General features: G+C 69.5%; 15 protein-coding genes. 7 read left to right on the forward strand and 8 right to left on the reverse strand.

Features of this window, described 5'->3' with window-relative positions; genetic code table 11:
* The first annotated feature begins 46 nt into the window (after nt 1-46).
* Genes OGL92_RS12380 through OGL92_RS12400 form a run of 5 tightly spaced genes read left to right on the forward strand, consistent with a single transcriptional unit; the run spans nt 47 to nt 4,614 of the window.
* Nucleotides 47-1,102: an ABC transporter substrate-binding protein gene (locus tag OGL92_RS12380; RefSeq protein ID WP_263143918.1), complete on the forward strand. Its 1,056-nt coding sequence runs from the start codon at nt 47-49 to the stop codon at nt 1,100-1,102.
* Complete coding sequence (locus tag OGL92_RS12385; RefSeq protein ID WP_263143919.1) at nt 1,089-2,279, forward strand: MFS transporter; 1,191 nt, start codon at nt 1,089-1,091, stop codon at nt 2,277-2,279. The genes OGL92_RS12380 and OGL92_RS12385 overlap by 14 nt, the downstream gene beginning before the upstream one ends.
* 2 nt (nt 2,280-2,281) lie before the next feature.
* Complete coding sequence (locus OGL92_RS12390) at nt 2,282-3,040, forward strand: ABC transporter permease (protein WP_263143920.1); 759 nt, start codon at nt 2,282-2,284, stop codon at nt 3,038-3,040.
* A complete protein-coding gene (locus OGL92_RS12395; RefSeq protein ID WP_263143921.1) occupies nt 3,037-3,810 on the forward strand; it encodes an ABC transporter permease in 774 nt (257 codons plus the stop codon). The genes OGL92_RS12390 and OGL92_RS12395 overlap by 4 nt, the downstream gene beginning before the upstream one ends.
* Before the next feature lie 9 nt (nt 3,811-3,819).
* Complete coding sequence (locus tag OGL92_RS12400; protein WP_263143922.1) at nt 3,820-4,614, forward strand: ABC transporter ATP-binding protein; 795 nt, start codon at nt 3,820-3,822, stop codon at nt 4,612-4,614.
* A gap of 77 nt (nt 4,615-4,691) precedes the next feature.
* Here the strand turns inward: OGL92_RS12400 and OGL92_RS12405 are convergent, their stop codons facing one another.
* The 3 genes from OGL92_RS12405 to OGL92_RS12415 all read right to left on the reverse strand — a co-directional run bounded on the left by OGL92_RS12405 (nt 4,692) and on the right by OGL92_RS12415 (nt 7,726).
* A complete protein-coding gene (locus tag OGL92_RS12405; protein WP_263143923.1) occupies nt 4,692-5,021 on the reverse strand; it encodes a hypothetical protein in 330 nt (109 codons plus the stop codon).
* A 252-nt stretch (nt 5,022-5,273) separates the two neighbouring features.
* The gene (locus OGL92_RS12410) at nt 5,274-5,816 is read right to left on the reverse strand and encodes a mechanosensitive ion channel family protein (protein WP_263143924.1); all 543 of its coding nucleotides are present in this window, start codon (nt 5,814-5,816) and stop codon (nt 5,274-5,276) included.
* Entirely contained in the window at nt 5,816-7,726 is a 1,911-nt protein-coding gene (locus OGL92_RS12415; protein ID WP_263143925.1) for an ATP-binding cassette domain-containing protein, read from the reverse strand. The genes OGL92_RS12410 and OGL92_RS12415 overlap by 1 nt, the downstream gene beginning before the upstream one ends.
* A gap of 46 nt (nt 7,727-7,772) precedes the next feature.
* Here OGL92_RS12415 and OGL92_RS12420 point away from each other — a divergent pair, with 46 nt between their 5' ends.
* Nucleotides 7,773-8,237, forward strand: coding sequence for a TIGR02444 family protein (locus OGL92_RS12420; RefSeq protein ID WP_263143926.1), 465 nt, complete (start codon nt 7,773-7,775; stop codon nt 8,235-8,237).
* Here OGL92_RS12420 and OGL92_RS12425 read toward each other — a convergent pair.
* Nucleotides 8,234-9,106 (reverse strand): AlgP family protein, encoded by an 873-nt coding sequence (locus OGL92_RS12425; RefSeq protein ID WP_346659497.1) that lies wholly within the window; start codon nt 9,104-9,106, stop codon nt 8,234-8,236. The genes OGL92_RS12420 and OGL92_RS12425 overlap by 4 nt on opposite strands.
* Nucleotides 9,107-9,252: 146 nt before the next feature.
* On the opposite strand from OGL92_RS12425, the gene OGL92_RS12430 reads away from it, so the two are divergent.
* Nucleotides 9,253-9,906: an FKBP-type peptidyl-prolyl cis-trans isomerase gene (locus OGL92_RS12430; RefSeq protein ID WP_263143928.1), complete on the forward strand. Its 654-nt coding sequence runs from the start codon at nt 9,253-9,255 to the stop codon at nt 9,904-9,906.
* Nucleotide 9,907: 1 nt separating this feature from the next.
* Here the strand turns inward: OGL92_RS12430 and rsd are convergent, their stop codons facing one another.
* The 4 genes from rsd to OGL92_RS12450 form a co-directional block, all read right to left on the reverse strand.
* The gene (gene rsd, locus OGL92_RS12435) at nt 9,908-10,378 is read right to left on the reverse strand and encodes a sigma D regulator (protein ID WP_263143929.1); all 471 of its coding nucleotides are present in this window, start codon (nt 10,376-10,378) and stop codon (nt 9,908-9,910) included.
* Nucleotides 10,379-10,627: 249 nt separating this feature from the next.
* A complete protein-coding gene (locus tag OGL92_RS12440; RefSeq protein ID WP_263143930.1) occupies nt 10,628-11,119 on the reverse strand; it encodes a disulfide bond formation protein B in 492 nt (163 codons plus the stop codon).
* A gap of 170 nt (nt 11,120-11,289) precedes the next feature.
* Complete coding sequence (locus OGL92_RS12445; protein WP_263143931.1) at nt 11,290-12,534, reverse strand: heme biosynthesis HemY N-terminal domain-containing protein; 1,245 nt, start codon at nt 12,532-12,534, stop codon at nt 11,290-11,292.
* Entirely contained in the window at nt 12,531-13,655 is a 1,125-nt protein-coding gene (locus OGL92_RS12450) for a uroporphyrinogen-III C-methyltransferase (protein ID WP_263143932.1), read from the reverse strand. The genes OGL92_RS12445 and OGL92_RS12450 overlap by 4 nt, the downstream gene beginning before the upstream one ends.
* Between the last annotated feature and the right edge of the window lie 6 nt (nt 13,656-13,661).

The following is a 13,661-nucleotide window of genomic DNA, read 5'->3' on the forward strand; positions in this document are numbered from 1 at the left end:
ATTCCTCGGCTACGACCGTCACTCGCCCGCTGGAAACCCGACCGTCATGAGCACGTCACTCGATACCCTCTGGTACACCCACAGCCCGGTCCCCACCGGGCTCGGCATCGCCGTCGAATCCGGCCGCCTGGCGCAGGTCTTCCAGGCCCGCGGCACGCGCATCCAGGCCTTGCGCGAATCCTCCGACCGCGAGGTGCGCGAGGCCCATTTCGATCACCACCTGCGCAACTCCGTCCGCCACGGCGGCAACATCCCGGCCATCTGGGCCCGCGCCAGCGGCTGCGAGACGCGGGTCATCGGTCTGTCCTGGGCCGATGAGGTGCAGTTGATCGTGACCACCGCCGACAGCCCGTTGCGCGACATCCGCGACCTGCGCAACCGCCGCTTCGGCGTGCCCAGGTGGGCCAACGTGCAGATCGACTTCGCCCGCGCCCAGGCGTTGCGCGGCCTGGAGAACGCCCTGCGGCTGGAGGGGCTGGAGGTCGACGAGGTGGAATGGGTCGACTACCCCTACGGCGGCACCTACAGCGACGACCCGGTTCGCCACGTGCACGGCGCCCAGATCAGCCTCGGCGGCCATCGCAGCCGGCGGCGCAACAACGAATTGATCGGCCTGCTGCGCGGCGAGGTCGATGCGATCTTCCTCAAGGGCGCCCACGGCCTGCACCTGACCGACGAGTTCGGCCTGCGGGTGCTGGTGGACGTGGGCTCGCACCCGGACCCGTTGATCCGCGCCAACATCGGCACGCCGCGCACCCTGACCGTGGACCGGCACCTGCTCGACGCCCATTTCGATGCCGCGGTGCTGATCCTCGACAGCGTGCTGCGCGCCGAGCAATGGGCCTGGGCGCACCCCGAGGAAACCCGTCGCTTCCTCGCCCGCGAGCTGAACACCAGCGAGTACTGGGTGGCCAACGCCTACGGCGAGGACGCCCACCTGCGCCTGCAGACCAACCTGGCCGAGCGCTCGATCGGCGCCTTGCAAGACCTCACCGACTTCCTCGAACGCTGGGACTTCATCCCCCATGGCTTCGACGTGCGCCACTGGATCGACCCGGCGCCGCTGGAGCACCTGCTGGAGACGGTCGATGTCGCCGTCTAGGCCCGCGGCGTTCCTGGCCGGCTTCCTGCTGCTGGCGACGTTCAGCGGCGCGACCATCGGCATGGCCAAGATCGTCACCACCCTGTACGCCATCGAGATCGGTGCCGACCCCTGGCAACTGGGGGTAATCGCGGCCATGGAGTCCCTCGGCATGGTCCTGCTGACCCTGCCGGCCGGCTTCGTCATCGCCCGCTATGGCGCTCGCCGGGTGTACTGCCTCGCCAGCCTCGGGCCGCTGCTGCTGAACCTGGCGATCCCGCTGTTCGGCGGCTGGGCGTGGCTGGCCGCGGCGCGCCTGTTGATCGGCCTGTGCATTCCCTTTCGCATCGTCGCGATGAACAGCGCCTTCCTGCGCCAGTTGCCGCGCATCGGCAACGACAAGGCCGGCTGGTACCGCGGCGCGCTGACCCTGGGCATGGGCCTGCTCGGCCCCTGGCTGGGCAACGCCCTGGGCGGCAGCCTGGGTTTCGGCGTGGCGTTCGTGGCCATCGGCCTGTGCTTCGGCCTGATGGCCTTCTACGGCCTGGGCTTCTGGAACCGCGAGGAAGACGCCTCGGTCGGCGCGGTCGGCGCCGGCGATCCGTTCGCCCAGGTGCGGGCCATGCTGGCCCATGCCGAGGTCGCCGAGAGCTGCCTCATCGAGCTGCTGTCCAACGCCACCGGCGCGCTGTTCGGCACCTTCATCGTGTTGCTCGCCCTGGAGGTCGCCGGTCTGTCCCAGGCCCAGGCGGTAAGCCTGGTGATGATCCAGGGACTCGCCGCGGTGCTCGGCCTGTTCGGCCTCGGCCACTTGGTGGAGCGTTGCGGGCGACGCCTCGCCTACCTCGCCAGCCTGATCACCGCGCTGCTGGGCCTGGGCCTGCTCGGCCGTGCCCACGACTACGGCTGGCTGGCGGCGGGCGGCGTACTGCTGAGCACCGCCGCGGCCCTGGCGCACCTGGTCAACATGGCCCAGCTCGGCGAGCACCCGGAAGACAAGAGCAAGCTGTCCGGGCTGTTCAACCTCGCCGGCATGCTGGGCGGGCTCTGCGGCGCGCTGCTGGGCGGCACCATCAGCCAGCTGGTGGGGCTGGAGAACCTGTTCCTCGCCTGGATTCCCGTACTGTCGCTAGGCGTCCTCGCCTGCGGTTGGTACCGGCTGCGCCGGCCCCCTCCCCTCGTCGCCCTGGAGCCCTGAGCATGCCGGTCGTCCTTTCCCGCCTGAGCGGCTTCGCCTCGCCCCTGGCGCTGCTCGTCGCCTGGGCCCTGCTCGCCGCGTTCGGCGGCTTCCCGAGCCAACTGCTGGTGCCACCCCTGGAGGTCTACCGGACCTTTCTCGAACTGCTCGGCAGCGGCGAACTGCGCGAGCACCTGGGCAACAGCCTGTCACGCCTGGCCCTGGGCTTTTCCCTCGGGGTCCTCGGCGGGCTGCCGTTCGGCATCGCCCTGGCCCTGTCGAAGACCGTCGAGGCCTACTGCGCGCCGCTGTTCCAGGTGCTGCGGCAGATCCCCTCCATCGCCCTGATCCCGATGTTCATCCTGTTCTTCGGCGTCGAGGAAACCTTCAAGGTGCTGATCGTCGCCAAGGCCGCGTTCTTCCCGGTGGCCCTGGCCGCCAGCGAGGGGGTGAAAGGCATCCCGCGGCGCTACTTCGAGGTGGCCGAGGTCTATCGCCTGCCGCTGTCCAGCCTGGTGCGCGACGTCGCCTTTCCCGCCGCCGCGCCGCCCATCGTCACCGGCCTGCGCATCAGCCTCAGCCGCGCCTGGATGGTGCTGGTGGCCGCCGAACTGCTGGCCGCCGACAGCGGCCTCGGGCAGATGATCGAAATGAGCCGGCAAATGATGCGCATCGACGTGGTGATGGTCGGCGTGGTGGTCACCGGGCTGGTGGGCTTCACCCTCGACTACGGTTTCCGCCTGCTGGAACGGCGGCTGTTCCGTTGGAAGAGCGACCTATGAGCGGCCTGCGCGGTGTTCTCCGGCCGATGCGCGGGCTGCTCCTGCCGCTGCTGCTGATCGGCGCCTGGGAACTGGCCTCGCGCCAGGGCGCCAGCCAGGCCTATGCCTTCGTCCCGCTGGCGCGCATCGGCAGCGGCCTGCTGGAGCTGCTGGCCAGCGGCGAACTCTGGCTGAGCGCGGCCGCCAGCCTGCAACGCACCTGCCTGGGGCTGCTCGGCGGGGTGCTCGGCGGCTTTGCCTTCGGCGCGCTGATGGCTTTCTCGCCCCTCGCCGAACGCGCCCTCGGCCCGCTCTACCACGCCCTGCGCCAGGTACCGATCCTCGGCCTGATCCCGCTGCTCGCGTTGTGGTTCGGCAGCGGCGAGTTCACCAAGGTGCTGATCGTCACCCTGGCGGCGTTCTACCCGATGGCGCTCAACGCGTTCGAGGGCTTCAGCCACGTCGAGCAACGCTACCGCGAGGTGGGCCGCCTCTACCGGCTGAATCCGTTGCAGCAATTCCTCCACGTGCACTTGCCCGGCGCCCTGCCCAGCCTGGCCACCGGGGTGCTGCACGCACTGGCCTTCGCCTGGGTCAGCTCGGTGGGCTGCGAGCTGTTCCTCGCCACCGGCATGGGCCTGGGCAACCTGATGATGAACGCCGAGACCGGCTCGCGCATGGAGGTGGTGGTGATCGGCGTGCTCTGCGTGGGCCTGCTCGGCTATGCCATGAACCAGTTGTTTTCCCGCGTGAGCCGGCGCCTGTTGCGCTGGCGCGCGCCACGACCCTAGGTAACCGCGATGACCGCCATCCTCAACCCGCCGCCGGTGCGCGCCGAGCTGCAGCAGCCCGGCGCCCTGGCCATCAATGGTCTGAACAAGGCCTACCGGATCGACGGCAAGCCGCTGCCGGTCCTGCAGGACATCGACCTGCAGGTCCTGCCGGGGGAGTTCGTCAGCATCGTCGGCACCAGCGGCTGTGGCAAATCCTCGCTGCTGCGGCTGATCGTCGGCCTGGAGCGCGAGTACGACGGGCAGATCCTGCTGGACGGCGAGCCGGTGCGCGGCACCCGCCTCGACTGCGGCATCGTCTTCCAGGATCACCGCCTGTTTCCCTGGAAGACGGTTGCGCAGAACGTCGCCCTGGCCCTGAAGAACCAGCGCCTGGCCCCACGGGAGAAGGCCGAGCGGGTCGCCGAGCACCTCGCGCTGGTGGGCCTGAGCGGTTTCGAGCAGGCTTATCCGCACCAGTTGTCCGGCGGCATGGCGCAGCGCGCGGCGATCGCCCGCGCGTTGATCACCCAACCCAAGGTGCTGCTGCTGGACGAACCCTTCGGCGCCCTCGACGCCCTGACCCGGGTGCGCCTGCAAGGCGAGCTGCAACGCATCTGGACCCAGCAGCGCAGCACCATGATCATGGTCACCCACGACGTCGAGGAAGCGCTCTACCTGGGCGACCGGGTGATCGTCATGGAACCCCGCCCCGGCCGCATCCGCCACGAGGTGCGGGTCGACCTGCCGCACCCGCGGGAACGCAACGCCCCGCGGTTGCAGAAATTGCGCGAGGAACTGCTGGCGGAGCTGACCGGGACCTGAGTCGGGCGCCGGGTATCGCGCCGCGAGGCGGAAGGCCTGCGGGTGTGCCCCTCGATCCAGCCCGGGGCGCCTCTCGATCAGGCGCGATAGAACGCCTCGCAGCGCTCGCGCACCGCATGGGACAGGGCGTCCTCGCTCAGCTCGATCAGGTCCAGTTCCAACTCCTCCGGCAGCACCTCGGCGACGCATGCCGCCAGCAGGCGCTGGGTGCTGATGTCGGCGCCGGACACCGCGAGCAGCAGGCGCGCGCCGAGCACTGGCACCCGCAGGGCGGCCAGGTAGGCCTCGCGCACCGGCAAGGGCGCGCAGGCGGTGGCGACCGCCTGCTCCAGCGCCGGGTGGCGCAGGGGCGCCAGGGCGTGTTCGAGGGCTTCGGCGCGGGTGCCGGAAGGTAGGGCTGGCGACATGGCGCGGCTCCGGAATGAAACGGGCGTGCAGCCTATGCAGAAGCCGCGCGGTTGTCGCAGCGCTCGGTCACGCTCGGAATGTCGATTGGTTCACGCCGGGGCGACGTATTCGGCATGCGCCGGAGGGGCCGGCCGGGGATCGCCCACGTTCGGCGAATCGCCGGGGTGGCGCAGGGCGTGGGCGCGGCGAGGGTCAGCGGCCCGGTTCGCAGGCGTCGCAGTCGCTCACGGCGCCTACGGTCCAAGGCCGGCTCAACCGCGCCAGCGGCGCACGGCTTTCTGGAAGAACAGGCTGTTGGGCACCTGCAACCAGGCGCCATGGTTCTCTTCGCTGAGGTCTTCGAGGGTGGTGTAGAACATGTTGATCGCCACCACCCGGCCCTTGACTCCCGGCTTGTCGGCGCTGTCCACCACCTCCACGCGGTCGCCGAGGCGGAACGGGCCGAGGGCGAAGATCAGCAGCGCGCAGAACAGGTTGGACAGCACGCTCCAGATGGCGAAGAAGGCCACCGCCGCCACCGCCGCGAAGCCGGTCAGCGCGGTCCAGAGCACTTCGGCGGAAACCCCGAGGCGCTCCAGCATCAACATGAACGCACTGCCCATGATCAGCCAGCGCAGGCCGCCGCGCAGCGGCAGCAACAACTCCGGCGGCAACTGCGGGTAGCGCGCGCCGAGGCGGGTCAGGCCACGGGTGACCATGCGCTGGACGACCCAGGCGAGCAGCAGGATCAGCAGGACCTGGGCGGTACGCAGCAGCGGCTCGCTCCAGGCGGTGAGCAGGACCAGTTCATCCATCAGCACGCGTCCTCCAACTGCCGTTGCAGGTCTTCCAGGCGCTCCAGGGCCAGCAACCAGCCTTCCTCCAGCTCGGCTTCGCGGCTCTTCAGCCGCGCCTGCTCGGCCAGCAGGTCGCGCACTTCATCCTTGCGCGCCGCCTCGTAGAGGGCGCTGTCGCCCAGGCGGGTTTCCAGCTCGGCGAGCTTGTCGTGCAGCAGGCCCAGGTCCTTCTCCAGCTTGTCGGCCTCGCGCCGGTGCGGCGCCAGTTGCTGGCGCAGGGCGGCGGCGGCCTGGCGCTGGGCGCGCTTGTCGGTGCGCTCGACACCCGCCGGCGCGGCCGTGGCGGGCGCCTGGCGGACGCGGTAGTCGAGCAGCCAGCGGGCGTAGTCCTCGAGATCGCCTTCGAAGACCCGTACCTGCCCGTCGGCCACCAGAAGGAATTCGTCGGTGGTGCTTTTCAGCAGGTGCCGGTCGTGGGACACCACCAGCACCGCGCCGGAAAACTCTTGCAGGGCCATGGTCAGGGCCAGGCGCATTTCCAGGTCGAGGTGGTTGGTGGGTTCGTCGAGCAGCAACAGGTTGGGTTTCTGCCAGGCGATCAGCGCCAGCGCCAGGCGTGCCTTCTCGCCGCCGGAGAAATTCAGCACCGGCTCGTCGCAGCGGTTGCCGCGGAAATCGAAACCGCCGAGGAAGTCCCGCAGCGTCTGTTCGCGCTCGCTGGGGGCGAGGCGCTGGATGTGCAGCAGCGGGCTGGCCTTGGGGTCCAGGGCGTCCAGTTGATGCTGGGCGAAATAGCCGATGGCCAGGTTCTCGCCACGGCGCAGCTCGCCGCCGAGCGGTTGCAGTTCGCCGGACAGGGTCTTGATCAGGGTCGACTTGCCCGCGCCGTTGGGGCCAAGCAGGCCGATCCGCGCGCCCGGCGTGAGTTGCAGCTTGACCTGCTGCAACACGGTCTTCTCGCCGTAGCCGAGGCGGCCCTCGGCGAGATCGAGCAGCGGGCTGGAAATCTTGTCGGCTTCGCGGAAGGCGAAATCGAAGGGCGAGTCGACGTGCGCCGGCGCCAGTTCCTCCAGCCGCTCCAGGGCCTTGATCCGGCTCTGGGCCTGGCGGGCCTTGGTCGCCTGCGCCTTGAAGCGAGCGATGTACTTCTCCATGTGCGCCCGCTGCGCCTGCTGCTTCTCGAAGGCTTGCTGCTGCTGCGCCAGGCGTTCGGCGCGGGTGCGCTCGAAGGCCGAATAGCCGCCGCGGTAGAGGGTCAGCTTGCGCTGCTCCAGGTGGATGACGTGGTCCACCACCGCGTCGAGGAAATCGCGGTCGTGGGAAATCAGCAGCAGGGTGCCGGGGTAGCTCTTCAGCCAGTCCTCCAGCCAGAGGATCGCGTCGAGGTCGAGGTGGTTGGTCGGTTCGTCCAGCAGCAGCAGGTCGGACGGGCACATCAGCGCCTGCGCCAGGTTCAGGCGCATCCGCCAGCCGCCGGAGAAGTCGCTCACCGGCAGGTCCATCTGCCCATGGCCGAAGCCCAGGCCGGCGAGCAGCTTGCGCGCGCGGGCGTCGGCGCTGTAGCCGTCGGCGTTGTCCAATTCGCTGTGCAGGCGGGCGATGGCGGTGCCGTCGTGGGCCTCTTCCGCGGCGGCGAGGTCGCGTTGCACCTGGCGCAGGTGCACGTCGCCGTCGAGCACGTAGTCCACCGCGCGGCGGTCGAGGGTATCGACCTCCTGGCGCATGTGCGCGATGCGCCAGTCGGCGGGCAAGCTGCAATCGCCGGCGTCGGGGCCGAGTTCGCCCCGGAGCAAAGCGAACAGAGTGGATTTGCCGGCGCCGTTGGCCCCGATCAGGCCGGCTTTCTGGCCGGGGTGCAGGGTCAGGTCGGCGCCTTCTAGCAGGCGCTGCGGACCACGCTGTAGAGTGAGTTGGGTCAGTCGGATCATAAGGCGGCGGAGTTTATCAGCTTCGCCGCCTCACCTGGGGAGCCGCATGCCCGTTGGACTATGGAGTTTCGCCCTGGCGCTGTACGCCCGGCCGGGGGTGGAAGAGGCCTGTCTGCGCCTGCAGGCGCAGGGCGCGGATGTCTGCCTGCTGCTGGCTGGCGCCTGGCTGGACGGCCGCGGCATCGCCTGCGAGGAACGCCGCCTGCACGTCCTGCGCGCCATCGCCGCGCCCTGGCGGCACCTGACTATCCAACCCCTGCGTGACCTGCGCGAGAGCTGGCGGACGCCGGCGCGCGAAGACGCCGCGCTGAACGCATTGCGCGAAGCGATCAAGGCGCTGGAACTCCAGGCCGAACGGGAATTGCTCGCGCGCCTGGAACGGGCGGCGGAAGGCTGGAGCGCCGGGGAATCCTCGCCGGCATCCGCCTGGCTCGAAACCCTGGCGGATGCGGCGGGAGAGCGGGACCGCGACGCGCTGGAGCGGTTGCGCGCAGCGGCCCTGGCACCTTAGGCGGTGGTCGGCGGCGTCGAGCCGTTGCTGCCGGCGCTGGCCGAACCCTGGCCTTCCGCGGGCGCGGCCGCGGGGCTGGCCGGTGCGGCGGCGGGCTTGCCACGGGTCGGCGCCTTGCGCGCGACCGGCTTAGGTGCGGCCGACTTCGGCGCGGCCTTGGCGGTGGAACCGGCGGTCGTCGGGCGGGAGGCCGGCTTGGCTGCGCCGGTGCGGGCGGGCTTCGCGGCGTCATTCGTGGTCGCGGCCTTGGACGCCGGACGGGTACGATTCGCCGGTTTGGCGGCGGGTTTTTCGCTCGCGGCGGACGCCGGCTTGGCGGGTTTCGCCGCGCTACGGGCGGGCGACGTGGCGCCGCTCGCGGGGGTGGCCGGCTTGGCGCGGTTGACCACCGGCTTGGGCGGCGCCTTCAGCGTCTTGGTGGCGACAGGCTTGCTCGCCTCGCGGGTGGGCGCCTTGCTTGCCGGGCTACGGGAAGTCGAGACCTTGGCTTCGCGGGCGCTCAGCGCCTTGGCGGTGGCTTCGCGCACCTTGCCGATGCCCTGGGCCAGCTTCAGGCTTTCCTCGGCATCCTGCTTCAACTGGGCGATGTAGCCGCGGGTTTCCGCCTGGCGATCCTGCAACGCCTCGAGCAGGGTCTCCAGTTCGCCGACCGCCAGCTTGGCCTTGGCCTGGGCCTTGAGCTTACCGGCGCCGATCGCGTCCTGCAGCTTGGCGCGGCTGCCGAGGAGCTTGTCCTGGGTCTTGCCGCGCTGCTTCTCCAGCTTGGCCAGCAGCTTCTCCGCATCGATCAAGGCCTGGCTGCACGCGTTCTCCAAATGTTCGAGCAGGCTGCTCGACAGTTGCTGCAACAGGTGCAACGGGGTGCTCACGGGTTTCTTTTTAGCCGACATAGACGCCTCCGGGGCGGACGGGAATGCGCCCCATACTAGACACCTGTCCGGGCACTCGCCAGCACTGCATCGAGTCACGCGCCGCGACTGGCATAATCCTCGCCCTCGACCCACGGAGAACCCCCATGTCGCGTCCGCTGTTGCTCGGTCTTCTGCTGCTCTCGCCGCTCGCCCAGGCGGCCGAACCCGAGAGCCCCCACGATCTGGCCTACAGCCTCGGGGTACGCCTGGGCGAGCGCCTGCACGAGGAAGTACCGGACCTGCAACTGGAAGCGCTGCTCAAAGGCCTGAGCGATGCCTACCGCGGCGGCACGCTGGAACTGCCGGCGGCGCGCATCGAACAATTGCAGGCGGCCCACGAGGCCCGCATGGCCGAGGCGGAACGGCTGCACACCCGGGAGATCGCCGCGGAAACCCGTTTCCTGGTGGAGGAAAAGGCCAAGCCCGGCGTACGCGAACTGCCCGGCGGGCTACTGGTGAGCGTGCTGCACGCGGGCCAGCCGAATGCGCCGCGGCCGCGCGCGGGCGGCGAAGTGCGCGTGCGCTACAGCGGGCGTCTGGCGGATGGGAGTCTGTTCGATGCGAACGAAGCGCCGCAATGGTTCAAGCTGGACAGCGTGATCGCCGGCTGGCGCCAGGCACTGGTGGAGATGCCGGTCGGCGCGAAATGGCGGCTGGTGATTCCCTCGGCCCTGGCCTACGGCGCCGAAGGGGCGGGCGATCTGATTCCGCCCTACGCCCCCCTGGTATTCGAACTGGAACTGCTCGACAGCCGCTGAATCAGGCGGGTTCGACGTCCTGCTGCTGATGGGTGTTGTGCAACACCTCGATCAGGCAGTCCTCCAGCTCGAAACGCTCGTTGAGCAACTGGCCGAGGCGCTTGAGCTCCTCGGTGAGGCAGGTTTCCCGGGAAGCGCCCTTGTCGCACTGGTCGTTGAACGCCAGGGCTTCCTCGGTGATGACCTCGATGCGCGGGTAGATCTGCCGGGCGAGCTCCAGGCCACGCTGGTCGCCGTAGGCCTTGGCTTCGCTGAGCAGGTGTTCGTAGACCTCGAAATGGCCGGCGGACACGTAGTCAACCAGGGTCTCGCAGAAACTCGACAGGGCCTCGGGATTGTCGCCGGGCGCCTGCGGGGCGTCGCTCAAGGCCTTGTAGCGACGGACCAGTTCATGCCGCTCCTGCAACCAGCGATCGATCAGAAGATGGACACCGCCCCAGCGTTCCTGGGCGTTCTGGCAACTCTCGAGCATGATGGCTTCCCTTGTCTTTAATGCTGTGGACGTCTGCTCCGAGACGCTCTTGTCGATCGGCGAACAGTCGTGGGGAAGGCCCGCGGACGACTGTCCGACGGGAGTGTGGGGGCCAGATTATGCCGCCTGTCAGATGCCTTCAAGGCACCCGAGGGGAAAATTTCATACGCTCGTTCGAACGCAAAAAACACTGAACCGAAGGGTTCCCGCGGGGTCCTCAGCCCGCACCGGATGCGGGCTGCACGTTCTTCAGGCGCGGCGCAGCAACTGATACAGGCTAAACAGCATCATGCCGACGAAGGCCAGCAGCGCCCATTCCGGCAGGCTCATGCCGAACAGGGTCCAGGTCACCTCCACGCAGTCCGCACTGCCATGCAGCACCAGGCCGATGATCTCCTGGAAGGGCAGCGCGTCCATCATGTATTCCAGGCTGGGCAGGCAGGCGGGCAATTGGTCGGCGGGCACGTTCTGCAGCCAGATCTGCCGGCCGGCGGTGGCACCGCCGCCGGCCGCGCTGAACAACATCAGCGCGGCGTACACACGGCGCCCGATGGTCGCGGGGTTGTGCAGGAAACCGAGCAGGCCGAAGACCCCGAAGAGAATCACGAAGATGCGCTGCAGGATGCACAGCGGACAGGGCGCCAACCCGACCACGTGCTCCAGATACAAGGCGCCGGCCATGATGGCGACGCTACCGAGAAAAGCCAGGAGAAACAGCGAGCGGGGGCTGGCCAGAGGCATGGCGGCTCCGTTAGGGGGTCGAGGAAGGCGGTTACGGTAGAGCAAGCCCTGGGGGCTTTCAAGACGCAGCGCGGCGGCGGAGGGGATGTCGGTCCGGATTAATGCGCCACGCGTCCGATTATGCCCGGCGAGCCGCTGTGCCGCGCCGACCGGAGTCGGCGCGGCGAGGCCTAGCCGACCCGTTGCAGCGCGGACGGACGCGGCAACTGGCGCCGTTCCAGGGTATCGAAGCCCTCGCGGAACAACTGGTTGCTGCGTTCGACTTCGCCGAGCTCGGCCAGCAGGTGGGCCAGTTCGGCGCAGGTCTCCGGGTCGCGCTGCAACGTCAGGCTCGACTCGAGGTAGTCGCGGGCCTTGCCCCACAGCTGGTTATGCAGGCACAGGCGCCCGAGGGTCAGCAGCAGCGCGGGGTCACCCGGTTGCTGGGCCAACCAGCCTTCGGCGGTCTGCAACTGCCGGGCCGGATCGGCGCCCCGCAGTAGCCCGTATTCCCGCACCAGATGGCTGTCGTACTGCCTTTTCAACGCCTGGCGGATCACCTGCTCAGCCTCCTCCTGGGCATCCAGCCGCCGCAGTTGCCCGGCGTAGGCGGCCACCAGGGCCGGTTCGTTGCGCTGCGCCGAAGGCACCTGCTGCCAGGCCCGGGTCAGGTCCTGCAACGGACTCTCGCCGTCCGCGGCGGGCTGGCCGGCCTCGGCGAGCCGCTGGGTCCAGACATGCCGCTCCAGGGCGTTCAGTTCGCTTTCGCCGAGGATCTTTTCCTTGCGCAACTCGGGTAGCAGCCCGATGGCCGCCGACCAGGCGCCGCGCTGCACATAGAGCCGCTGCAACTGGCGCAGCACCTGATGATGATGGGGATGGCGGCTGCGCATCGCCTCCAGGGTTTCCTCGGCCTTGTCCGGCTCGCCGCGGGCCTGCTGCAATTCGGCATGGGTCAGGGCGATGGCCAGTTCGGCCTGCGGTTGGCGCTCCAGGGCGCGTTCCAGCAGGGCGTCGCTTTCGGCATGCTCGCCCAGCTCGTGGGCCGCGCGGGCGGCGCCGAGGTAGTACACCAGCGGCTGCGGGTCGGCTTCGGCGGCGCGCTTGAGATGACGCTGGGCCCGGGCCCAGCGCCCTTCGGCCAGATCGAGGAAGCCTTGCTCCGAAGCCTGGCGCACGCGCCGCTGCTTGTGCCGCCGCGACCAAGGGTTGAGCGCGCCGCCGGAAGCGGCCAGCAACACGATCAACAGGCGCAGCAGATAAAGCAACAGGACGACCACCGCCACCAGGGCCAGGGTGGCCCACAGGCTCGCCTCGTAGCGGAAGCCTTCATAGGCGATCAACACGTAGCCTTTGTGCTCGGCGATCGCTAACCCCAGCAGCGCCAGGCCGGCCGCCACCAGGAGCAGGAGAATCAGCAGGCCGACGCGCTTCATGGCGCCTCCCCCGCTTCCGCGGCTTCGGGCTCCACGGGCACGGCGTCACGGGCGGCCTGCTTGTGCTGCAGGTAGGCCTGCACCGCATCCAGGGCGCCGCTGAGATCGGGCGTGGCCACCGCCACCGGCTGCTTCTCCAGGTCGTCGAGGCGCGCACGGAGGGCACGGCTCTCCGGGTTATCCCGGTTAAAATGGGCATCGAGCACGCCGCGCGCCTGGCTCAGGGCTTGCCGATAGACCTCGGCTTCCCCATGCAACGCGCCCCACTGGGCTTGCTCCAGGGCCAGGGAAAGCGTCAGGCGCACTTGATCCAGGCTCTGCCCGGCCAGCAAGGGGCGGATGTTGCGGTCGGCGTCGAAGTCGATGCGGAAATATTCCGAGAGCTTGGCCAACCACTGCGCCCAGCGCCCATCGTCCTTGTGCTGAGCGGCCAGGGCGCTCAGGGCGTCGCCCTTGTTCTCGAACACCGGGGCCTGCGGGTTGAGGGCGGCGGCCTGCTCGCGCAAGGCACCCAGTTGCAGGAACAGCCCGGTGCGGTCCGGGCGCGGCAGCGTGCGCAGGGCCTCCAGGCTCTTCGCCAGTTGTTGGCGAGCGGCATAGCCGCTGGGGTCGTTCTGCTCGCGGAGAATGTCGTCGGCCGCCTGCACCAGCGCCTGGGCGCTTTCGATGTCCTGCAAGGCGGACAGGCGCAGCGCCGCCAGGCGCAACAGGTGCTCGGCCTCGGCCAGGCGCCAATCCTGCCGACTGGCCCCGAGCACGCTTTCCAGGCGCTCGCTCAGGCGTTGTTGTTCGCCCTGCAGGCTGGCCAACAGGCGCTGGCGCTCTTCCAGTTCGTTCGGCGCCGGCAGCTCCGCCAGGCGCGCGCTGAGCCGCTGCTCGCGCAGGGCGACCGCCTGGGCTTCGCCACGGGCGCTCTCCAACTGGGCGAGACGCTGCTGGTCGCGAGCATCCAGCTGGCGAACCTGCCACAGGCTCCACCCTCCGACGACGCTGGCGGCGATGCCCACCAGCAGCGCCAACAGGGCTACGCCGGTACCGCGGGAGGCAGGGCGCTCGGCCAGGCTCACCGGCTCGGGGGTCAGGGTCGTCTGTTCGTCTTTCGGAAAGGCTGTCTCGCTCACGTATCC

The sequence above is a fragment of the Pseudomonas sp. RIT-PI-AD genome, from assembly GCF_025642785.1.
GTDB lineage: Bacteria > Pseudomonadota > Gammaproteobacteria > Pseudomonadales > Pseudomonadaceae > Pseudomonas_T.